31 protein-coding genes are annotated in these 20,144 nt (G+C 62.9%); 25 read left to right on the top strand and 6 right to left on the bottom strand.

The genetic code is table 11. The features are described 5' to 3' along the window. Nucleotides 1-262 precede the first annotated feature (262 nt). The 13 genes from F6X51_RS26485 to F6X51_RS26430 all read left to right on the top strand — a co-directional run bounded on the left by F6X51_RS26485 (nt 263) and on the right by F6X51_RS26430 (nt 4,330). Nucleotides 263-499: a hypothetical protein gene (locus F6X51_RS26485; protein WP_150966888.1), complete on the top strand. Its 237-nt coding sequence runs from the start codon at nt 263-265 to the stop codon at nt 497-499. A gap of 212 nt (nt 500-711) precedes the next feature. Next, on the top strand, nt 712-891 hold the full coding sequence (locus F6X51_RS28270; protein WP_191970291.1) for a hypothetical protein: 180 nt from the start codon (nt 712-714) through the stop codon (nt 889-891). 48 nt (nt 892-939) lie between these two features. Next, nucleotides 940-1,194, top strand: a complete 255-nt coding sequence (locus F6X51_RS26475; protein ID WP_150966884.1) for a hypothetical protein — start codon at nt 940-942, stop codon at nt 1,192-1,194. A 22-nt stretch (nt 1,195-1,216) separates the two neighbouring features. Beyond that, nucleotides 1,217-1,441 (top strand): hypothetical protein, encoded by a 225-nt coding sequence (locus tag F6X51_RS26470; RefSeq protein WP_150966882.1) that lies wholly within the window; start codon nt 1,217-1,219, stop codon nt 1,439-1,441. 37 nt (nt 1,442-1,478) lie between these two features. After that, nucleotides 1,479-1,736 (top strand): hypothetical protein, encoded by a 258-nt coding sequence (locus F6X51_RS26465; RefSeq protein WP_150966880.1) that lies wholly within the window; start codon nt 1,479-1,481, stop codon nt 1,734-1,736. A gap of 112 nt (nt 1,737-1,848) precedes the next feature. Continuing rightward, a complete protein-coding gene (locus F6X51_RS26460; RefSeq protein WP_150966878.1) occupies nt 1,849-2,151 on the top strand; it encodes a hypothetical protein in 303 nt (100 codons plus the stop codon). A 4-nt stretch (nt 2,152-2,155) separates the two neighbouring features. Next, entirely contained in the window at nt 2,156-2,461 is a 306-nt protein-coding gene (locus tag F6X51_RS26455) for a hypothetical protein (protein ID WP_150966876.1), read from the top strand. Between the two features lie 93 nt (nt 2,462-2,554). After that, a complete protein-coding gene (locus F6X51_RS26450) occupies nt 2,555-2,842 on the top strand; it encodes a hypothetical protein (protein ID WP_150966873.1) in 288 nt (95 codons plus the stop codon). A gap of 59 nt (nt 2,843-2,901) precedes the next feature. Continuing rightward, nucleotides 2,902-3,153, top strand: a complete 252-nt coding sequence (locus tag F6X51_RS26445) for a hypothetical protein (RefSeq protein ID WP_150966872.1) — start codon at nt 2,902-2,904, stop codon at nt 3,151-3,153. 22 nt (nt 3,154-3,175) lie between these two features. Further along, nucleotides 3,176-3,382, top strand: a complete 207-nt coding sequence (locus F6X51_RS26440; protein WP_150966870.1) for a hypothetical protein — start codon at nt 3,176-3,178, stop codon at nt 3,380-3,382. 93 nt (nt 3,383-3,475) lie between these two features. Then, nucleotides 3,476-3,853 (top strand): hypothetical protein, encoded by a 378-nt coding sequence (locus F6X51_RS26435; protein ID WP_150966868.1) that lies wholly within the window; start codon nt 3,476-3,478, stop codon nt 3,851-3,853. 39 nt (nt 3,854-3,892) lie between these two features. Further along, a complete protein-coding gene (locus F6X51_RS28265) occupies nt 3,893-4,063 on the top strand; it encodes a hypothetical protein (protein WP_191970290.1) in 171 nt (56 codons plus the stop codon). A gap of 3 nt (nt 4,064-4,066) precedes the next feature. After that, on the top strand, nt 4,067-4,330 hold the full coding sequence (locus tag F6X51_RS26430; RefSeq protein ID WP_150966867.1) for a hypothetical protein: 264 nt from the start codon (nt 4,067-4,069) through the stop codon (nt 4,328-4,330). Between the two features lie 19 nt (nt 4,331-4,349). Here F6X51_RS26430 and F6X51_RS26425 read toward each other — a convergent pair whose 3' ends face one another. Continuing rightward, complete coding sequence (locus F6X51_RS26425; protein WP_150966866.1) at nt 4,350-5,639, bottom strand: Y-family DNA polymerase; 1,290 nt, start codon at nt 5,637-5,639, stop codon at nt 4,350-4,352. Continuing rightward, nucleotides 5,636-6,091: a LexA family protein gene (locus F6X51_RS26420; protein ID WP_150966865.1), complete on the bottom strand. Its 456-nt coding sequence runs from the start codon at nt 6,089-6,091 to the stop codon at nt 5,636-5,638. Before F6X51_RS26420 ends, F6X51_RS26425 begins: the two co-directional genes overlap by 4 nt. A 121-nt stretch (nt 6,092-6,212) precedes the next feature. Between F6X51_RS26420 and F6X51_RS26415 the strand changes: the two genes are divergently transcribed. The 5 genes from F6X51_RS26415 (at nt 6,213) to F6X51_RS26395 (ending at nt 9,142) form a co-directional block, all read left to right on the top strand. Further along, a complete protein-coding gene (locus F6X51_RS26415) occupies nt 6,213-6,461 on the top strand; it encodes a DUF6894 family protein (RefSeq protein WP_150966863.1) in 249 nt (82 codons plus the stop codon). Nucleotides 6,462-6,473: 12 nt separating this feature from the next. Beyond that, a complete protein-coding gene (locus tag F6X51_RS26410) occupies nt 6,474-6,728 on the top strand; it encodes a hypothetical protein (protein WP_150966861.1) in 255 nt (84 codons plus the stop codon). Nucleotides 6,729-6,756: 28 nt separating this feature from the next. Continuing rightward, nucleotides 6,757-7,032 carry an adenylosuccinate synthase gene (locus F6X51_RS26405; protein WP_150966859.1) on the top strand — a complete coding sequence of 92 codons (276 nt, stop codon included), beginning with the start codon at nt 6,757-6,759 and terminating at the stop codon, nt 7,030-7,032. Nucleotides 7,033-7,207: 175 nt separating this feature from the next. Further along, nucleotides 7,208-8,236, top strand: coding sequence for an IS110 family RNA-guided transposase (locus tag F6X51_RS26400; RefSeq protein ID WP_150966857.1), 1,029 nt, complete (start codon nt 7,208-7,210; stop codon nt 8,234-8,236). Between the two features lie 261 nt (nt 8,237-8,497). Beyond that, a complete protein-coding gene (locus tag F6X51_RS26395; RefSeq protein ID WP_150966890.1) occupies nt 8,498-9,142 on the top strand; it encodes an SOS response-associated peptidase in 645 nt (214 codons plus the stop codon). A 185-nt stretch (nt 9,143-9,327) separates the two neighbouring features. Here the strand turns inward: F6X51_RS26395 and F6X51_RS29145 are convergent, their stop codons facing one another. Then, nucleotides 9,328-9,558 carry a DUF6894 family protein gene (locus F6X51_RS29145; protein ID WP_407658686.1) on the bottom strand — a complete coding sequence of 77 codons (231 nt, stop codon included), beginning with the start codon at nt 9,556-9,558 and terminating at the stop codon, nt 9,328-9,330. A gap of 545 nt (nt 9,559-10,103) precedes the next feature. Here F6X51_RS29145 and F6X51_RS26390 point away from each other — a divergent pair. The 7 genes from F6X51_RS26390 (at nt 10,104) to F6X51_RS26360 (ending at nt 17,889) form a co-directional block, all read left to right on the top strand. Beyond that, entirely contained in the window at nt 10,104-12,725 is a 2,622-nt protein-coding gene (locus F6X51_RS26390) for a DUF4214 domain-containing protein (RefSeq protein WP_150966855.1), read from the top strand. A 70-nt stretch (nt 12,726-12,795) separates the two neighbouring features. Further along, nucleotides 12,796-14,349, top strand: a complete 1,554-nt coding sequence (locus tag F6X51_RS26385) for a class I SAM-dependent methyltransferase (protein ID WP_150966853.1) — start codon at nt 12,796-12,798, stop codon at nt 14,347-14,349. Between the two features lie 44 nt (nt 14,350-14,393). Further along, nucleotides 14,394-15,191: a SapC family protein gene (locus F6X51_RS26380; RefSeq protein WP_150966849.1), complete on the top strand. Its 798-nt coding sequence runs from the start codon at nt 14,394-14,396 to the stop codon at nt 15,189-15,191. 28 nt (nt 15,192-15,219) lie between these two features. Continuing rightward, the gene (locus F6X51_RS26375; protein ID WP_150966847.1) at nt 15,220-15,426 is read left to right on the top strand and encodes a hypothetical protein; all 207 of its coding nucleotides are present in this window, start codon (nt 15,220-15,222) and stop codon (nt 15,424-15,426) included. Beyond that, complete coding sequence (locus F6X51_RS26370; RefSeq protein WP_246697014.1) at nt 15,426-16,520, top strand: WcbI family polysaccharide biosynthesis putative acetyltransferase; 1,095 nt, start codon at nt 15,426-15,428, stop codon at nt 16,518-16,520. The genes F6X51_RS26375 and F6X51_RS26370 overlap by 1 nt, the downstream gene beginning before the upstream one ends. 247 nt (nt 16,521-16,767) lie before the next feature. Then, nucleotides 16,768-17,142: a helix-turn-helix domain-containing protein gene (locus F6X51_RS26365; RefSeq protein WP_150966843.1), complete on the top strand. Its 375-nt coding sequence runs from the start codon at nt 16,768-16,770 to the stop codon at nt 17,140-17,142. A gap of 117 nt (nt 17,143-17,259) precedes the next feature. Next, entirely contained in the window at nt 17,260-17,889 is a 630-nt protein-coding gene (locus F6X51_RS26360) for a helix-turn-helix domain-containing protein (RefSeq protein ID WP_150966841.1), read from the top strand. A 655-nt stretch (nt 17,890-18,544) separates the two neighbouring features. On the opposite strand, the gene F6X51_RS26355 is transcribed toward F6X51_RS26360, so the two are convergent. The 3 genes from F6X51_RS26355 to F6X51_RS28260 all read right to left on the bottom strand — a co-directional run. Continuing rightward, nucleotides 18,545-18,745: a ribosome modulation factor gene (locus tag F6X51_RS26355; RefSeq protein ID WP_150966839.1), complete on the bottom strand. Its 201-nt coding sequence runs from the start codon at nt 18,743-18,745 to the stop codon at nt 18,545-18,547. Nucleotides 18,746-18,883: 138 nt separating this feature from the next. Further along, nucleotides 18,884-19,342 carry a hypothetical protein gene (locus tag F6X51_RS26350; protein ID WP_150966837.1) on the bottom strand — a complete coding sequence of 153 codons (459 nt, stop codon included), beginning with the start codon at nt 19,340-19,342 and terminating at the stop codon, nt 18,884-18,886. A gap of 257 nt (nt 19,343-19,599) precedes the next feature. Beyond that, a partial coding sequence (locus F6X51_RS28260; protein WP_191970289.1) for a hypothetical protein occupies nt 19,600-20,144 on the bottom strand: 545 nt, incomplete at its 5' end.

The raw sequence follows: 20,144 nt of genomic DNA, 5'->3' as shown, positions 1-20,144 counted from the left end.
CACGGAAAGCAAAGGAGAATTTCGGAACCGGCCTAGGCGTTTCGGGCATCAGGTTCCGTTTCCGTTCATGGTTCGAGGTCAGTCCGAACCTAAGAGCACTACCTACGCCGCCGGATCGCCGACGCGCCTGCAAAAAGAGGACGGGCCGCAGACACAGGCCCACGTCCCATCATCACCGCCCCGCCCTCCCCTCCGCGCGCCATCGCGCCGGAGCACGGCCGGCTGGGCGCCTTCCTCCCACGACAGGCTGGAGACCACTGACATGGGCGACGGAATGAAGAGGGCCGTCGTGGCGGCCCGCGCGAGCCGCGATCCGTTCGTGCCCGGGTTCGCCACGGAAGGGCAGGCCCGCAAGGCAGCCCAGCGCTTCTTCGCGATGTGCAACGGGCGCGACCCGGTGGAGGGCCGGCACTTCCACCTCGTCCAGGGCAAGCGGGGGCGCTGGTACTTCGGGGAGGGGAAGGCGCCATCCACCGAACAGGCGCGAGGAGCGGAATGAGCACGTTCCACGAGCGCAAGGCGCAGCGATCCGACTGGTACCGTCGATTCGTTGAGGGCTGGAAATTTTGTCGCTGCGAAGCGTGCGCTGGCACCAGACGCTACGACCACAACGCCAGCCCTCCCTGTGGATCCTGCAGGGGCACGGGGAGGGAAAGGTATCGGCCCGAGCATGCCGAACCGAAGCGCCGCGCGGCGGAGGAGAGAGAAGCCATGTCGAGCAAGGTCGGACGGCTCTCGGATCAGAGTGAAGCAGAATACAAGCGGATTGTCGCCCTGATCGGTCACGGGTCCAACTTGGCCCGCAACGCGGATTTGCGCTCTGCAAAACGGGCGGTTCGTCGTCTGCTTCAGCGCCTCGATGCTGTTACGGCGGTTAAGGAAAACGCCTGAATTAGAAACCGGAGAGATCCGCCAATTTTCAGAAGGAAGGAAACGAAAATGGCCGTCTTTGAAGTTGAGACAGACCTTATCATTCACACGCGGGTTAAAGTGCGTGTTGAGGCAGCTTCGAAGGAAGATGCTATCGATGCCGTAGCCGGTATCATGCCGCACAACCACGACATAGATAGCCTAAAGGGTTGGCGTGCCTCCGTAGATATTAAATCACCGAAAGGGGTTATTATTACGGCTGGCAAATCCTACCATTTTGAGCAGGCGTCCGGCGGCGACAAGGCAAAGAAGATTGCTGACTAAGCGGAGGAGAGAGGGATCGAACATGGACGAAGTTGAGGTGTTGCGTGCGCAGGTTGGTTTGCTTGCGGAGGCGCATGATCTGGCAAATCAAGCATTGCGCAGCGCTTGGTCGATTGCCGAGCGTGAAGGTCAGAGCGTGAATTGGTCCGGACATCGTGCCCAACTGCGCGCATCGTTGGACGCTTCCCACGCCGCGCTAAACGCACTTTCTGATTGGGGCCGCCGGAGCAGCGCTGAGAATACCTGAGTTCGAAAGAGGGGAAATCCTTAGAACAGGAGGGGCGATGAGCAAGAAGCGAGTTCCAATACCGAAGCCCAAGCCGGGAAAGCTCTACGCACAGTATGGGCGCCCGGATCAGCACAGCCGACCGTCCGTCGTCTACGTCTACGACAGTCGGAACATGAAGTGCGACAGCCGGGTGCTGATGACTGCCCTAGAGGAAGCTCCCGTCTTCCAGGGGCGCACGCTCTGTCAGGAACTTGAGCTTCGCGGCTACGACATCACGACGCTGCGGTTTTCGATCGAGCGGCGGCCGGAATAGGCGGAGGGGAATTCCGCCAATTTCAATAGGAGAGATGATGGACCGGAGCAGGCGACCGCAGACAAGTAATGCCGACGAATGGTGCGCTTGCGATATCGCATTGGAGATCAATATGGACGACGCTGTTGGATGCAAGAGGCAATGTGACATTCTTCAAGACGCGAAAGACGAGTGGATGGCGCGGGCCGAACGTGCCGAGGAGCATGCTCGTGGTCTGTCGATGGATCTCTTTGAGGCCGCACGCGAACGAGATGACGCTCTCGCCTTGCTTGCGCGGGAACATACCGATTTGGACAGGCAGAGCTTGTCTTGGTCCCTCAAAGTTCTCGAAAACTTATCCGACGCTGACCCCTTGGACGCACAACTAGCAGCAGAACATGCGTGTGTTGTTCTTCGTCAGATGGTAAGGATCTGAGTAGATGGGCGCAGCAAATAAACAATCCATCATTGCGGACTACGACCACTTCGTGGAGCTCCAGTCGGGAGCCTTGTTCAACGCGATGGTCGGAGAAGCGGCGATAGCCATCGCCAATGAGCACAGAGATCGTCGCGGATGGGCGCGCCGGCCAAGTGCGTTTGACCGTCTCCCTGATGCTCAGCGAGACAAAGTTCAACAGGAGGCAGACGCAGCTGTCAGAGCCGCGCTTTTCGTCTTACGCGGATGGGGGCAGTCGCTGCCAGACTATCCCATTATTGAAGACTATGCTTGGTCGCAAAGATGGTGATCAACCCCGGATGACGAAGCGAGAGACGAGCCCCGTCCCTCGCCATCAACCCGATATGACGAATGACCAAGATTTCACACGAGGAGCGAACGCATGACCGAGATCCACACCACCCGTCCCCTGTTCGTAGGCGGCTCCCATGCCGGACGATCCTTCCGCGACACGGCCGGTCTCAGCCTTGATCAGACCAACCTTCTGGCTCGGCAGAAGGTGATCCACCTGACCGCCTTTGCCGTCGAGGACGGTCTTTATGGAGGGGACGTGATCGCGGAAAGCCGATCCCAGGCCGAGGCCATCATGAGGCGGCGCGGCTTCGGAGAGCGGTATGTCGGGCCGCTCGTTCGCGTGTTGCCGGTTCGGGATGACGAAGAGCCGGCTTGAGCCAAGCCAAGCCGAAGCGCCGCGCGGCGGAGGAGAGATCCGCCATCATGGAGAGAAGCATGACCACGAAGTATCGCGGCATCTGGGGCACGGAGCCCGATCTATCCTACTCGCAAGAGGTGGATGAGGACGATCATGTGATGACGGTTGAGGAATACCTCGACTCTGTCGAGTGCGGTGCTTTCATCGACTACGACGGCTTTGGGCATCCGGTGAGGGACGGCAAGCACTGCAACGTGGAGGTGAAGCCCTCTGACGGTCGTGATGGCATACCGCCTGACGCCACGCACATCGTCTGGTTCAACCGCTGAGTGGGCGGAGGGGAAAGAAGCCATGCAGCGTCATTCGACAACAAGCGGCATCGTCTGGTTCACGCCCGACGAGGTGGCCGAGATGATCCGCGAGAAACTGAGGGCCGAGGGCGTCGCACAGGAAATGGTGTGCGTTCAGGTCGTCATCCCGGCGCACGATACCGAGCGCAAAGAGGTGTTCGACGCCGTGCCGCGCATCAACGTAATCCTGTCCGACGCCGGCCAATGAGGGCGGAGGCGCGCTCCGCCCTGTGCCCGCCCCGCCCTAGCGACTCGCCGTCTCCTCGCTTATCCCGGCGCTCCCTCCAGCCGCCCGGGATCCATGTCCGCATCACCCACCCTTCAGATCGTGCCGTCCGACGTCCAGGCCTGGCGCGACGGCCTTGCCCGCCTCAAGCCGAGCGTTCCGCCCTGCCCCGGCATGACAGCGTCAGGATGGGCCCAGATGCATGCGGTTGCGCTCGAAGCCCTCGACCAGTTCGCAGACGACCTCGTCGTGCACGGCTGGACGACGGCGGAGCTGTTCGCCGTGCATCCCAAGATCGGCACGATGCGGGTCGACACCTGCGGTGCCTTCGTGATCGGCGGGCGCAGGACGACGGCGGTCCGGGCCGATCGCATCGAGTTCGGGCTGACCACCTACTACCGGAACGTGCCGGGCGCCGGCGTCGGGATCCCGGTGTGGGATTTCCGCTGGTGACGCGTATCCTGGGGCATGACCGAGCCTTCCCCTCTCGACATGCTCCTGAGCAACGCGATTCGGTTTCTCATCGCCGGCGGGTTGCCGCTTGAGATCGTCGATGAAGGCGAACACCAGCGCTACATCCTCGAGGGCAAGGAGTTGACGAGCGAACAGATCATCGCAGGCGCCTACCTGCTCGGCATGGGCAACCACAGGCCGCTAAACTGAGCTATGGCCGAATCACCCACCATCGGCGAGCTCTACAAGGCCAAGGCGATCACCGCGGACGACGTGGTCGCGGCGGTCGAGGCCTACATGGCCGACCCGACAACGACGCTGTTCGTGATGGGCGAGGGCTACGGCTTGAACCTCTCCGAGGCGGTGCGCTCGCACCCTTGGTCGCGTACCACCGTCGCCAGCGCCGAGGCGAGCGATCACCTGAAGCGCGCCGCGGTCCGCACCGCGATCCTGCTGGCTCGACCCGAGAAGCGGTAAACGCTGCCAGCATCGCGATCTAAGCGAGTGCCGTCGGTAGCTCGGTCAGCTGTGTCGTATAGCGCGGCGTGCGCATCTCGAACTTCGTGCTCCAGGCCCGCCTGTCCTCGAGACCGGCGCGCGCCGGCACGACGCTGCCACGCCCGAACCGCGCGTTGCACGCGTCGATCGCAGCCATCAGCGGACCTGAGCGTTCCCGGTCGAGCTGTCCGATCAGCGCCCGTGGGCTGTCGTCGAGCAGCATCAGGTCTGTCGTTACCACCCCGGCCTTGCTGTAGCGCCAGGGCCGCTCGCCCGGCTCGCGCCAGGTCTTTGCGACGCCGAGGCGCGCGGCCTTGATCAGCGCCAGCGTGTCGTTCGTGGCCTCCGGCAGCGTCACAGTGGTCGAGACCGAGCGCATCGGCTCGCCGCGGTCGTGCTCGCTCGTGTGGTAGAAGACCGTGATGTGCGAGGTGCCGAGCCCGCCCCGCCGCAGCTTCTCGCCGAGCCGCGCCGCGTGGGCCGCCACCGCCTGCTCCAGCGTGGCGCGTTCCTCGATGCGTTTGGAGAACGAGCGCGTGACGGCGCAGCCCTTGCGCTGGGCCGGCAGCAGCTCGAGCGGCAGGCAGGCGAGGCCGCGCAGCTCATGGATGATGCGCTCGCCCACCACCGTCATCGCCTTGCGCACCTGGCGCGGGTCGAGGTCGCGCAGGTCGGCCACCGTGTCGACGCCCATCGCTTCGAGCTTGGCGAGCGAGGCGCGCCCGATGCCCCAGACCTCGCCGACATGGATGCGGCAGAGCCAGGCGGCCCGCTCGTCCTCTTCCGACAGGTCGCAGACGCCGCCGAGCTCAGGGATGCTCTTGGCGATGTGGTTGGCGAGCTTGGCCAGCGTCTTCGTCGGCCCGATGCCGACGCAGGTCGGGATTCCGGTCCAAGCCCGCACCGTGGCGCGCAGGTCGCGGGCGAGCTCCAGGCGTTCGTGCTCACGCACGTCCGAGAGGTCGAGGAAGCTCTCGTCGATGGAGTAGATCTCCACGGCTCGGGCGAAGTCGCGGTAGACGGCGTTGGTGCGGGCCGACATGTCGCCGTAGAGCGTGTAGTTCGAGGAGAACACCCGCACGCCCTGGCGTCGGCACAGGTCGCGGATCTTGAAGTAGGGCTCGCCCATGCGGATCCCGAGCGCCTTGGCTTCGGCGGTCCGGGCGATGGCGCAGCCGTCGTTGTTGGAGAGCACGATCACCGGCACGGCAGCGAGCTTCGGATCGAACACGCGCTCGCAGGAGCAGTAGAACGCATTGCCGTCGATCAGCGCGATGGCGCGGCTCATCGCACCAGCCCGGCACGCGCGATGTGCCAGCGGATCGAGAAGCGCACCACGCCCCAGACCTCGCCAGCGGTCATCTCCTCGACCGCGAAGGCGGGCAGGTCGGGGTTGTCGAAGGCGAGCCGCGCGACGTTGCCCTCGATCTGCAGGCGCTTGATCGACATCTCGCCGTCGACGGCCGCGACCACGACGCTGCCGTGCCCGGCCTTGAGGCTACGATCGACCACGGCGAGATCGCGGTCGAAGATGCCGGCGCCGCGCATGCTGTCGCCAGAGATGTTCCAGGCGAAGGTGGCGGGCGGGTTCGGCGCGAGCCAGCGCGGCAGCTCCAGCGCGCCTTCCAGGAAGTCGTCGGCAGGCGACGGAAAGCCTGCGCAGAGCGCCTGCCCAAGGATCGGGACGTGGACAAGTGCGTCCGAGCCCGCGGCCAATTCGCCGATCCGATAGACGCCCACGTGTCTCCCCGATATGAGAACAGAGAGAGAACAAACAGCAAGGGCGCCCCGGGTTCAATGTGGCATGGCGAGGCCACCTCAGGAGCCTGTGCACGCCTGTGAATTCGAGCGAGGAAGGCCAATGCCTGTCGAGCGTTATCGCTTCCACTGCACGGATGGAGAGCATGCCGTCATTGATCGGACCGGCCGATGGGTGCGCAACCCGGAACTGATCTGGAGCCACGCTGAGCGCGTCGCGCGGGAGGTGATGGATAGCTGCGGCAGCCAGCTCGATTGGTCGGAGTGGATCGTCGACATCCACGACAGCAAGGGCCGGCGCGCGGGGATGCTGAATTTCACCGATGTGCGCGACGAGCGCCAGGCGGCTTAGGGGGTAGCGATCGTGGGTATGAAGACGACGTTTCTGGTGCAGACCTTCGTGATCAAGCGCAAGCGCCTCGGGCCCGGCGAGCAGCAGCTTGCACCGACCGAGAGCGGGGCGATGAAGCGGGCCGCGGCCATGGCCGGCCGGATGCCGGGCACGGCCGCGCTCCGGATCGTGGCCGACGACGAGACGGGCGAGTTAGAGAGTGCGACGATCCTCGGCCAGTTCGGCGAGGTGCCGGAGGATTTCGCGGAAGGGCTCACCGGCGGCTGATACCGACGGCAACGGAGCAGGAGGCAGCATGGCATTCAAACCGAAATCCGCAGCGGAGACGAAGGCGGCCGAGCTGGCATCGGCGATCGTCCGCGTGGCCGACAGCGAGGGAGCGCCGCTGCAGATCGGGGTCGACCGGCTGAGGCAGGGCAACCCGCGGCTGACGCCCCTCGCCATCGGACAGATGTTCCGCAGGCACCGCGACGTCATTGAAGCAGCCCTGAGCGAGCGGGGCTACAGTCTGGTGGACTATGCCGACCAGGGCCCTGGCCGTGGGATGGAATTCGAGATCGGCCCGGGTTGAGGGATGCGTAGCCGCCCTATCATCCTGGTGTCGCGCCCCCCGTCGTGGACGGGCCCATGCGCCTGAACCTCAACCACGCTCCCGCGACGGTGGCCGCATGTGCTGGTGTGGACGGCCTCTCATCCCAACGGCTTGATAGCGCTTTGGCGTTTCAGCCAGATGAGAGGAGCGTCCAGTGAACAGTCCCGTCCGCATCGGCATGGATACCTCCAAGTCGGTCTTCCAGCTCCACGGCGTTGACGAGAACGAGGTCGTGGTCGTCCGCCGACAGTTCCGGCGTACCGAGATGGTCCGCTACTTCGAGCGTCTGCCGCCGGCCCTGGTCGCCATTGAGTCGTGCGGCAGCTCCCATCATTGGGCGCGCCTGCTCCAGTCGTTCGGCCACGAGGTGAGGCTGATCCCTCCGCAGTACGTGAAGCCCTACGTGAAGCGCGGGAAGAACGACGCGGCCGACGCCGAGGCTCTCTGCGAGGCGGTCACTCGGCCGAGCATGCGCTTCGTGCCCGTGAAGTCGAAGGAGCGCCAGGCGGCGTGCATGCTGATGAGCGTGCGGGAGCGCTTGGTCAGCGTGAAGTCGCAGCTCTCGAACGCCTTCAGGAGCTATGCGGCGGAGTTCGGCATCGTCGGAGCTGCCGGCCGGCAGAACGTCAATGCGCTCATCAAGCACGTGCTGGAGGACGAGACCCTGCCCGAGATGGCGCGGGAACTCTTCCGCTTCCAGGCAAAGGAGTACGCCGCCGTCGAGGCACGCCTCGAAGAGATCGAGGCCAAGCTGATGCGGTGGCATCGCGAGGATGACGTGAGCCGACGGATCGCGACGATCCCCGGCGTTGGCCCCATCGGATCGACCATGCTGAGCATGAAGGCTCCGCCGCCAGAGGCGTTCAGCTCCGGCCGTGACTTCGCGGCTTGGATCGGGCTGACGCCGAAGGATCACTCGACCGGCGGCCGCCAGAGACACGGCGGCATCACGAAGGCTGGGGACTCGGCGCTGCGCTCGACGCTGATCGTCGGCGCGACCGCCCTATTGAGGCACATCCGCAAGGGCCGTCATAAGCCTTCGGCGTGGCTCGCCGCACTGCTGGAGCGGAAGCCGCCCAAGCTCGTGGCGGTGGCGCTGGCCAACAAGTTCGCCCGCATCGCGTGGCGGTTGATGGTCACCGGCGGCGTCTACAGCCAGCCGCGAGCCGCCATGCCTGCCTGACCCGAGACCGGCGCCGGCGAGCGAGGCTGCTCGGCGGATCGCCCAGGAACTTGCAGGACGCAGCAGATGGTATGACCGGTCGGTCGATACGCGTGAGCTTCCGAAGGTTACACTGACCTATCAGGTCGCCGATGTGCTTGGAGCGCGCGTAGCGAACACCATCTTGGCCAGCGGGCTTCGCCCGCGCGAACAGGCCGGACATCTGAGAGCAAGCGATCAGGTCAGAAAGCTGCTACATCCTGACAAGTGGGGGCCGTCCACATCTGCAATCTCTACAGCCTGAACAAGGGCCAAGACGCCATCCGCAAGGCGTTCGGCGTCACGGACGACCGGACCGGCAACCTGCCGCCGCTGCCCGGGATCTTTCCCGATCAGATGGCACCGGTGGTGCGCCGACGAGACGCCGGTCGCGAACTCAGCATGATGCGCTGGGGCTTCCCGCCGCCGCCGAAGGTCGGCACGCAGCCGGTGACGAACGTGCGCAACGTCGCCTCGCCCTACTGGCGACCCTGGCTGAAGCCGGAATTCCGCTGCCTGGTGCCGGTCTCGGCCTTCAGCGAGTACGCCGACACCAAGCCGAAGAAGACGCCCATGTGGTTCGCCCTCGATGATGATCGCCCGCTGTTCGCCTTTGCGGGCATCTGGCGCCCGTGGACGGGGGTGCGCGGACCGAGGCGCAACGAACCGGTCGAGGAAGAGCACCGGCTCTACAGCTTCCTCACGACAGAGGCGAACGGCGTGGTCGGTCCGGTGCACCCGAAGGCGATGCCCGTGCTGCTGACGACCGAGGACGAGTGGAGCGCGTGGCTCGAGGCGCCCGTCGAGGAGGCGCTGAAGCTGCAGCGGCCGCTGCCGGACGCGATGATGAAAGTGGTCGGGCGGGGCGAGCGGAAGGACGGGGGCTGAAGGGCAGTCGGATCACTTCGTGCCGGACGTCGCGCTTCGGTTGCGCCGCTCGGCTTGCGGCAGAAAGCGGATCGAGACTTATCCGGATTGGTCTGTCGGGTGGCGGAGTGGGACGGCGCCGTTCCCGGCGGTGCCGAAGTCCGGGGCATGAGGAAAACTGCCCGGTCCGCCGCCTGTGCTCAGGCCTAGTGGCGTTCCGATCTGAGCAACATGTCCGTCGTCATAAGTTTGCGTCCCTCTGCATCTCGCACGGTGACGCTGCCCTCGAACGTAACGCTTGGACAGGAGGTTTGCGCATAGTCGATCAGGACACCGATCGCTTCCTCGCCAGCCTGCTTAAGGTTTGGAAGCTCGGTTCCGCGATCGTCTCGTATGGCCCGCCCTCCCGCGTAGAGATCGAAGTAGTACCGCGGCATCGAGGCCCCTCGCTACGCGAGAGGTCTCCGCCTCTCAGGAGGAACCAGTACGGCGGGGGCTCGCGAGAGGTTTCGGCCGCCGTACAGGAATGGGTGGCAATGACCCGCCCCAGACCTGAGGAAGCCCGCGCGGCGGGTGCCGGCGAGTGTCCTTCGATGCTGGTGGGCCTAAGGGGACATGCCGGAGTCGCCGGCGGAGCCAACGCACCGAACCGAACGATACCGCGCGAGGAGAAGGTGATCCTCGCCTCTAACTGCAGCGAAGCCGGCGCCTCACTTTCGTCTTCATCCGCAGTCTGACGGAACGGGGTTGGTCCGAACAGATTTTTTAAAAACCTTATAGTTTCTAATGGCTTGTGCAGTTGTGTGCCTTTTCCACACCACTGAAAAATCCCGTGATCCGACCTCGAAAAAGTGCCTCGACAAGAGGCGGTATCGTGAACTACAAACCGTTTCGACCGTACCAACCTCGGTCGAGGCACCGGGGAGGGAGCCGACCAGGCAAAGCGCTGGCGGAAACCCCCTAGCACCGCAAGGGACCCAAGATGGCCTTATCTGCTGACCAACTGAACACCATTTACCAGAACGTTCTGTTCCGTAACGTCGACACGGGCGGCATCCAGTTCTTCGCCAACCGTACCGACATCTCTGACGCCCAGGTGCGCCAGCAGATCGAGCTTTCGGCCGAAGCCACCACCTTCATCACCCCCGTTGTGCGCCTGTACCAGGAAGTCCTCGGCCGCGTGCCGGATGCCGCTGGTCTGCGCTTCTTCACGACCGAGCTTCGCCAGGGCTTCACTCTCACGCAGATCACCCAGCAGTTCCTTAGCTCGGCTGAGTTCACCTCCAAGACGGCCGGCGCTGGCATCGTCGACTCCGGCGACACCGGCAACCAGCTTGTGACGGACGCCTTCTTGTCGATCCTCGGCCGCACCCCGGCTACCTCTGAGTTCGCCTTCTTCCAGGGTCAATCCGCTGCTCAGGTCCTCGCTGGCGTCGCCAACTCGCCTGAGGCTGCTCAGTTCAACGCTGCCAACGTCGTCACCTTCCTCGACTCGGTCGCTCAGGGCACCTACCCGACCGGCCCGCTCAACAGCCAAAGCGGCGGCACGGGCGGCGGCTCCAACGGTGGCCAGACCGTTTCGCTTCAGACCGGCGTCGACACCTTCGTTGGTACGGCTGGCAATGACACGATCAATGGCGTTGTTGATAATGCGACTGCCGCAAACAGCACCCTGACCGCTGCTGACTCGATCAACGGCGCTGCTGGTACAGACAGCCTTAACATCACTGTGACCGGTGCTGCTGCTGGTTCTCTGCCGCCCGCGAACATCAGTAACATTGAGAACTTCTTCATCCGTGACGTGACGACGGCTGGATCGAGCGTCTACGACTTCGGCACCATTGTTGGTGAGCAGCAGGTCTGGAACGACCGCTCGACGGCCGCGGTGTCCTTCACGAACGTCGGCACCAGTTCCACTGCTGGCACGGCTGCTACGATTGGTATCAAGGGCGACGGTAATACGGTAATCGGCGGCACGACCTTCACCACGGCCACCGTCACTGACGCAATTAATATTGTCATCGACGGCGGCACGAAGGGCACTGGCAACATCACTCGTGATCAGACTGGTGCGACTGCTGTCACCATTTCTTCGACAGGCGCCGCCAACTCGGTCGGTATCATTGACCTCGACAACGCTGGTGCGACGATCACCGGTCTGAAGATCAACGCAACGACGAACCTGACTGCTAGCCTTGCTGCCGACTACGCTGCCAACGCAACGCTTACCGTTGCCGGTGCAGCTTCGAGCGTTGACCTGTCGGGCGCTGCTCTGTCCGCCAACTTTAAGACCGTCGATGCTTCCGGCCTGACCGCTGGCGGCGCGAAGGTCGTTCTTGGCGCTAACACCACTTCCTTCATCGGTGGCGCTGGCAACGACACGGTCACGATCAACGGGCTTGTCTTCAATGGCGATGCCACCGTCGCTGGCGGTGCTGGTACTGGCGATATCCTCAGCGTCAACGATCAGGCTGCTCTGACGGCGGCGACCGCTGCAAAGATCTCGGGCTTCGAGATTCTGCGCATCACGGATGATGCCAACGCATCCGCCGATACCTTTGACGCCTCGCTGCTGACGGGCCTCACCGGTATTCAGGTTGCTGGTACCGCTGCTGCTGGCGATGTCACCACGGTGAATGGTCTTTCTGCTGCTCTGGCCGCAAATGTCACGGTTACGGGCACTCAGGCCGGTAATCTGACCTTCGGCGTGACAAATGCTACGACGGTCGGCACTGCTGACGTCCTGAGCATCAAGTTCGACGATCTTGCCGCTACCAAGAGCACGATCACGGTTGCCAATCTGACGGCTGCTGGTGTCGAGCAGGTCAACATCAACGCTGTCGACAACGTCACTGCTACTTCGCTGACCGGTCTCACTGGCCTGACGAAGCTTGTCGTGACGGGTGCAGGCAACGTCGATCTGACGACCGGTGCGCTCGCCATCAACACCAATACCACGGTCGATGCTTCGGGCGTCACTGGCACGTTCACGTTCACTGGTGCCGCTTCAACCGCAAACGGTCTCGCGATCACCGGTAGCGCCACGGGCGTGAACAACATCACCGGTACGGGTCTGGCAGACGTCATCGTTGGCGGTAGCGCTGCTGACACGCTGTTCGGCGGTTCGGGTGCTGACATCATCACGGGCGGCGCGGGCGCGAACACCTTCGTGTTCACGAACGCTTCGACCGGCCTGCCTTCCGCTACCAACTTCGACACCATCACGGACTTCCGTGCTGGCACGGGCAACAAGATCGACTTCGGCGCCATCACGCTGTCGACCACGGCTACTGCCACGGCGACTCCGGTTTCTGGCACCGCTGCGATCTCGTCTACTGGTGTTGCGACCTTCAACAGCGCTGACAACACGCTCGCTCTGAAGCTTACAGCCCTGGCTGCTGGTGTCACTGCTTCGGGTGGTGCTTCTGTCGCTGGTGAGAGCGCGATCTTCCAGCAGGGCAACGACGCTTACCTGTTCGTCTCTGATGCGACGGACGGTCTCAGCGCGACGGACGTGCTCATCAAGCTGACCGGTGTCACGGTTGGCGCGAACGGTCTCACGTTCTCTGCTGGCGCTGGTGCTGACATCACTGCCATCGCTTAATCCATAGCGATCGACTAAGGAGGGCTCCTGGAGAAATCCGGGAGCCCTTTTCGTTTTTCAAGGATGCGAAATGACTGCTTGGACCGAAGGCTACGTGGCCGACATTCCCTATGCTCTCGGCTTCTATCGCGAGACGGTTCCAGCCCACATCGCCTTCGCTGCAACATGCGTCGGCAAGCATCCTGGGTTGTCATTCCGGCCCAAACGCGTGCTCGAACTTGGCTTCGGTATGGGCCTCGGCTTCGTCATCAACGCCGCTGCCAATCCGAACACCCACTTCGAGGGCGTCGACTTCAACCCTCTCCACGTTGCTCACGCTCGGGGGCTCATCGACGAAGCGGAGTTGACGAACGTCAGCGTAAGAGAAGCGAGTTTCCAAGACCTCGCCCGTGAAGCCGACGAGGGACAGCACGACCTCGATCTCATCGTGTTGCATGGCATTCTCACCTGGGTCTCGGCGGAGGCTCATGAAGCCATCGTCGAGATAACCCGCAAGCGTCTCAAGCCCGGCGGCATGCTCTACGTTTCATACAATTGCATGCCAGGTTGGGCGCCCGTGCTACCCTTGCAGCGATTGATGCGTGAAAACGCCAGACGAGTGTCCGGCCGGTCCGACCAGCAAACCGCGTCGGGTATCGAACTTGTAAAGGCGTTGACGAGCGAGGGGGCGGCGTACTTCAAAACGAACACAGGTCTTCAACAGCGCATTGAGAAGATGGAGGTGCTCGATAAAAACTATCTCGCACACGAGTATCTGAATGCCAACTGGTTCATCTTCCACTTCGCCGATGTCGCCGATATGTTCAGCCGGGCGAAGTTGGACTTCGTTGGTTCGGCCACCATCGGCGAGAATGTTGACGGAGTGTCCGTCCCAGAGGGAGTGCGAGCGCGCATTGGCGCGGAGGCAGATCCGATCTTCAAAGAAACTCTGCGGGATGTCGCCTCGAACAAGCAGTTTCGACGTGACCTCTTTGCTCGTGGATCCAGCACTCTGACCCCTGCGGAGCATTCTGTCATCCTTGGTGCGACGCACTTTGTCTTGGCTGTGCCCCGGTCACAGGTGTCGTTCAAAATCACCAGCCTGCTTGGTGATCTCGATGCCAATCCCGAGATCTACGGTGCCGTGGCCGATCTGCTGGGCGAGAAAACCGCAAGTTTTGCCGAAATCGCTTCATTGCCGGTTTTCCGGGAGGGCGGGACGCGTTCCGCTCTTCAGGTAATCGGCCTCTTTGTCCACAGCGGCCAAGTGCTACCGGCTCCTGGCGGAGATGCTGCTATTCACACCCTTGACCCGAGGTCAGCACAGCGTTTGAACCGAGTGATCGCTGAGAAAATGCTGCAAGGTCGCACTTACAGTTTCCTCGCGGCACCGATTGCTGGGTCCGGCGTTCAGGCTGCGGCCACCGACCTCTTGATGCTTGCCGCTGTCCTAAACGGTCAAGGTGAGAGCACCGAAACGACGTCGACCTACGTCATTCAAGCGATGCAGCGACTTGGCATCAACTGGGTGAAGGAGGGGAAAACCATCACCGATCCGACCGAGCGCCAGATCGTTGTGCGTGCGGATTCGGAGACCTTCCTATCTGAGAAGCTGCCGTTCTGGCGTCGACTCGGCGTCCTGTAGCCCATTCCTGGTGCGAGCAGCGCGCCTCGTCTTACGGAGCGTCCATGAGTAGCATCCAACCACTTTCACGTGAGCGCCATGCCGGACTGCGCTGGCGGCGCTTCAGCGGCTATGGCTTCACCGCAACAACCGCTGTTGCACCCCTTGCTGCTGCTGAGGTGGGCAAAGCTGCTCTGGCGCTGCCGTTGGCCTTCGTGGAGCGTGAAAGCGGTTGGACGCTCGCTGCGGTGCTCAGCCTCTTGCCGGGCCAGAACCTCTACGTTGCGCCGAACGGCAACTGGATCGTCGCCTACGTCCCAGCAGCCTTTCGCGCCTACCCCTTCCGCGTCGCCTGGAACGAGGCGGTGCAGCCTGTGCTCTGTGTCGATGAGGCGAGCGGGCTCGTCGTGGAGAGCGGAGAGGGCGAGACCTTCTTCGACGAGAGCGGCGAACCAAGCGCCTCTGTCGAGCAAGTCTGGGCCTTCCTCCAAGAGACGGCGAAGGGCGAAGCGGTTCTTGCCAATGCCTGCGGGAAGCTTCATGCGGCCGGAGTGATTGAGCCTTGGCCAATCACGATCCAGGGCGCAGATGGAGCCCAGCAGGTCACTGGGCTGCACCGCATCAACGAACTCGCCATGAACGGGCTCGACGATGCCGCCTTCGGCCAGCTTCGCCGGACGGGTGTGGTCGGCGTCGCCTACGCGCAACTCCTCTCGATGGGCAATCTCTCCACCCTCGGGGAACTCGCCCAGGCTCGAGCGCAAGCCGAAGCGGCCGAGCGCGCGAAGGCCGAGGTGAAGCCGATGATTACCCTGCCCGAGGACAACACCATCGACTGGGACTGGAGCAAGATCGGCCGCTGACCGCGGCGCGTGTCGCAGGGGACGACGGATGTTCGAACTGATCGTTCAACCCATCACGGAGGGCGGCACGCCGGAGGAAATCGCGCGCCTGTGGCGGCTCTGCCGGTACTCAAACGACTTCGCGCGCGCGACCTACGGCATGGCTTTCCTCAGGCTCTATAAGGCGGAGCCGGAAACCCTGGCCGCCCTCGATCTGAGGCCCACGCGGGGCAAAAGGACTCAGTTGGGGCAGTGATGCGGATTTACGGCCACGGCAATTGCCAAGCGAGTGCGGTCGGCTGGCTGCTCAGAGAGGTTCGGCCGGAGTGGCAAATCAAGAGTCGCGAGGTCCAGACCTTTGACCTGAGTTCGGACGAGGAGTTGGAGCAGTATCACGTTGACATCGAAGAAGCGGACATCATCCTGGCTCAGCCAATTTCCGATGGGTACCGGGGAGTCGACACGCTTTCTCTGTCGCAGATACAAGCCAGAAAGCGCCCCGATACTGGTCTGTTTATTTTCCCGTCAATGCACTTTCGTGGCTACAACATCGAATCTTTCGCTATTGGGGTGGAGGGATACGGACTTGGCTACGATGATGTCCATGTAGCTGACATGTACGCCTCCGGCGTGTCTGTCGACGAATGCTACGACCGTATTTCCTCGCCGACGTTTTTCACGAGAGCCTTTGTCCTGTACGAGGTCATGGTTTGCCTACGCGAGCTTATCCGACGTGAGACTGCCTGCGGTGCTCATGCGCGGGTAAGTTCGATCCTCGCAGACAAGCTGGATCAGGAACTTCTCTTCCACACCTTCAATCACCCGGCCAGAAAGTCGCTGGTTGGTGTCACCGAACAACTCATGTCCGCAGCGGGCGTGCCGGTTACGATCCCGGTCGGGGGCATGAGCTACCTGAGCAACATCAGGATTATGCCTTACCCTTCGACTGTCATACACCTCGGGCTTGATCCGACTGCCCTACCAGAACTCGGGCAGAGGGTTCAGATGCACGTTGCCATGTCAACATTCGACTTTGTGAAATCGGCTTACGAGCAGTACGGTAACGCCGGCCGCGATGCAGTGCGAGCGGCTCTCTCGCAACACCCCCAGGCGAGTTGGTATCAGGCACGATTTGAGGGATCAAAGCCGCTGCACTGCGAGGCATTCGATGCTGCCTCGTTCGTGGAAAGCCTGTTTCACACGCTCCTGAAACGCCATCCGACCTCGCCCGAGGTGCAGTACTGGGTGAAGATGCTCCCGAGCATCGGCCCGGCTGAGGTCGTCCGGCGTTTCACGGCCTCGGCGGAGTTTCAGGACTATCACAGCAGGGTTGCCGTGGGCGCACCCTGAAGCCAAGACCAGCCGGCTGGACCATGTCGGTCGAGTCGCCATGGTTGGAGCCGGGGCAGACACAGATCGTGTTTAACTGAGGGGTGCATTGAGGCTTGCCCGCCTGCCGCTTCGGGCAGCTCCGGATTCCAGTGTCACATCAACCACACGAAGGGCGATCTCCGTACGGCCAAGCCTGTTGTAGAAGCAACGCCTCTGATGGTATGATAGAACAATACCCCAGCGCGGATCACTCGGGCCCAGGACCATGTTCACCAACACCCAGCGCCTTTCCAACCCGGAGGTTCAGGAACTCCGCCGCGAAGGCGGGCGTCTCCTGAAGCGTCTGCGGGAAGCGCGCGGCCTGTCGCAGCGCGAGCTGTGCCAGCTGGTGGGCGCCGGGGTCTACACCTTCATCTCTCAAATCGAGACTGGGCGCGGGCGCGTTCCGCCCGAGAAGCTGCGTGTCTGGGCCGAAGCGCTCGGTCTGCCGCCTGCCGATTTCGCCAAGATGATCCTGCCCTACTACGACCCTGAGACCTTCGCGGTCCTGTTCGGCGATGAGGTGCCTACGGCACAGGTGGCTCAGACGTCTGCCGATCCCACGTCGAAGCCGGGCCTGCGGGTCGTAGAGAGCCGCTGAAGGTTGCGGCTTACGCCTCGGGAGCCTGGTAGGAACAGCGCATAACCGACCGGTCTGGACCTGCTGCACCTTCATTGGGTAGCAGAGGTACGGAATTGACAATCTCTGGCTGGTTCGATGCGCTCTCCGAAAAAGTATCAGAAAAGCTCTGCTGAGGCAGGGGAACTACGCCGCCAAGCCGGCCACTTCATCCGTCGCCTCCGCGAAGACCGCGGCCTCTCGCAACGTGATCTGGCGGCGGCGATCGAGCTCCCCTATTACCAGTTCGTTTCGCAGATCGAGACAGGACGAAACCGCATCCCGTCTGAACAGCTCCTGATTTGGGCGAAGGCTCTCAAAATCAGCCCGCGCCACTTCGGCCTCATCCTGATGCGGTTCTACGATCCCGACCTGTTTGCCCTGACCTACCAGGATGATCCGGGCATCTTCGAGGGCACGGACATTCCCGATTTCGCGCGGCTAATGAGGCCCGACGACCCGGTCCCGGAAAAGCTGGAAGTTGGTGGCAGGCCTAAGCCCACGCCGAGCGCCGAAGCGCTGATGATGATGGCCGGACCGGCTAGTGACGATCCGGCTCCCGAGAGTGCTCTGGATTCGGCCAGCATCGTGGAAAGGATGGGCGCGCTGGAGATCACTGTTGGGCAGCTGAGCTTGGAAGTGCAGGAGATCAAGCAGTTGCTGGTGCCGCAGCCCTCCGCACCGAAGAAGGCAACTCGGGCTCGCGGCGGGAGACCGTCTGACCAGTGAGAGAGTGTGCGCTTCTCGGATTACCAACGAAAAGCCCCGCGAGCCGTGAGGCTGCGGGGCTGAGTGCACGGGTAGAAATGGAGCGGCCCCGCCAACACGTGCTGAGGGGGGACAAAGCCAATGTCAGCGAGGCCATGTCAGGTGGGCAGCACCTAACGCTACCACCCTGCTCTCTCTCGACGGGCTCTACACTGCTTCAAGTGAAACTGAGCTGGAAATAAAAGGCCCCGCGAGCAAGTACTGCGTGGCTAATCAGTCTTTTGATAAAAACGGCCTCGACGGCGCGTGTCGGACAGGAATTACGCCATCGAGGCCGCGTCGGGGATCCCACCGCCGACGTCTCATCGTGGCACATCCCGAATGTCCGAAACCGATCATAGGTTCGGTGCGAAACATACGAAAAAGCCCGCCGCGGCGAGGGAGCCGGGCGGGCCGAAGTTTTGTCAGAACGAGATGCAGGACCGCGATCTCGTGCGATAATGCTGCGCCTCGAATGCTTGGCCGGCAATACGGCTACGACGCGCATGAGGGGCTACGGTTAGCGCAAAGGTACTAGTTGCTACGAAAAGGCCCGCGCCGGCGAACCGGGCGGGCCGAAAGAAAACCCCGCGAGCCCGTGCTGTGGCACTCAAGGCACGCGCGCGAGCGCTGCGCCTCAACCGGGCTTCTGCACGTCGTCGACTGTGCCGAGATCCTGCTCCGCTGCGTTGTCGCCTGCCTCATCGTAGGCCTGCAGCCACGCACTGCGCTCCTCCGACCCTTCCGGGTACGGGCAACTGTCGCGCAGCTTCCCGTAGTGTCTCGCGTTTCGGCCCTTGATGAATGGGCTGTCGCTCGCGGTGGCGCCTTCGCTCATGTGCTTCTCCTTCTTCGATCAGGTACCGCACTTGAACGCTTAAGGGCTGCCAAGGATCAGCGAGCCCGTCTCCCTGCGCTAAAATGAACCCGCCGCGGCGAACCGGGCGGGCTTTGATTTCAGAAGCCGACACCAGCCCTATTGCTTCGGCATGCGCCTAATCTGGCCCACGGATTCTGGCGAGAGATCCGTGTAGAGCCGGCGGCCGAACTGTTCCAGCGGCTCCTGGCGTGGGGCGGCCTGCGGTCCAGAGGCCACAGCGCCAGAGTTCAAGCCGGCGATCCCCTTCCGATCGGCGAAATCCTTCTCGATCGTCTTACGATATGACGGCGTATCACCGCAGCCTTCGCAGATGGACGTGGTCCACGACTGCCAGAGCCCTTCTGTCTTCTCTCGGACCGATTCAGCGCGCTCGCGATGAGCGGAGGCAAGCTGCAGGGTGTCGATGTCCTTGGCCGGTTTGGGTTCAGGCGCGGCACGAAGCTCGTTGAGTTTCGCGTCCTCGAACGTTCGCGCCGGAGGCATGGCACTCTGAGGTTGAGCAAACGCTGGCCCTGTCGAGCAGATGAGAGCAGCAGCGAGAACAGCGTATCGCATAGGACACTCCTTTCCAGAGTGAACCGGGCGACTCCGGGCATAGTTCTGTGCGAATTACACGAAAAAGCCCGCCACGGCGGACCGCGGCGGGCTAAGGTTTGGAAGTCTCAGGCCTGGCTGGGGACATTTCCAGCCAGGTTTCTTTCAACCCAGCCGCCCCGCTTCGGTTCAACCGCACCGATCACGCGCCACCGCCGCGACCGCGAGGCCGATGATGATGCCGCCGAGGAGCGCCATGGCGAGGTGGCCGGGGGTAATCAACCCCCGGCACCCGCATAGGCGTTCTTCGGAGGGTCGGGCGGCTCGCTGGAGTGGAACAGCGCGTTGGTGTTGAACCAGTCGCTGATGTAGGGCCGGGCCCGATCGAGATACGGCCGAATGTCCGGCTTGCTGGCGACGAGGCCGAGCACGGACAGGATCGCGAAGCCGAGGCCGACGCCCATGGCGATGCGGTTGCGGCGAGGCACCACTCCGTCGAGGGCGCCAGGCGTTGCTGTGTGGAGCACCGCCGCCGTCACCGAGAGCAGGATCGCCGGCGCCCAGATCTCGGCGTTGACGAACCACGATTGCATGCCCGAGAGCCGAGACAGGATCGCGAAGGCCGACTGCAGGATCTGGCTGAGGAACGAGAGCCAGATGCCGAGGATCAGGTAGTCCGATCGCGCCGGCTCTCTCTTGCGGAATGCCAGCCAAGCGTCATGCCCGTAGACGTACAGGACGACCCCATGCGAGGCGCAGGCGATGCAGCGGACAGCGATGATCATGTCCGCGTTCGGCACGAAGAAGTTGATGAGCAGGTAGC

Source organism: Methylobacterium planeticum (assembly GCF_008806345.1).
In the GTDB taxonomy this organism is placed as follows: Bacteria; Pseudomonadota; Alphaproteobacteria; order Rhizobiales; family Beijerinckiaceae; genus Methylobacterium; species Methylobacterium planeticum.
Note: the sequence above shows the minus strand (reverse complement) of the source record. Positions and strands in the feature narration are given on the sequence as shown.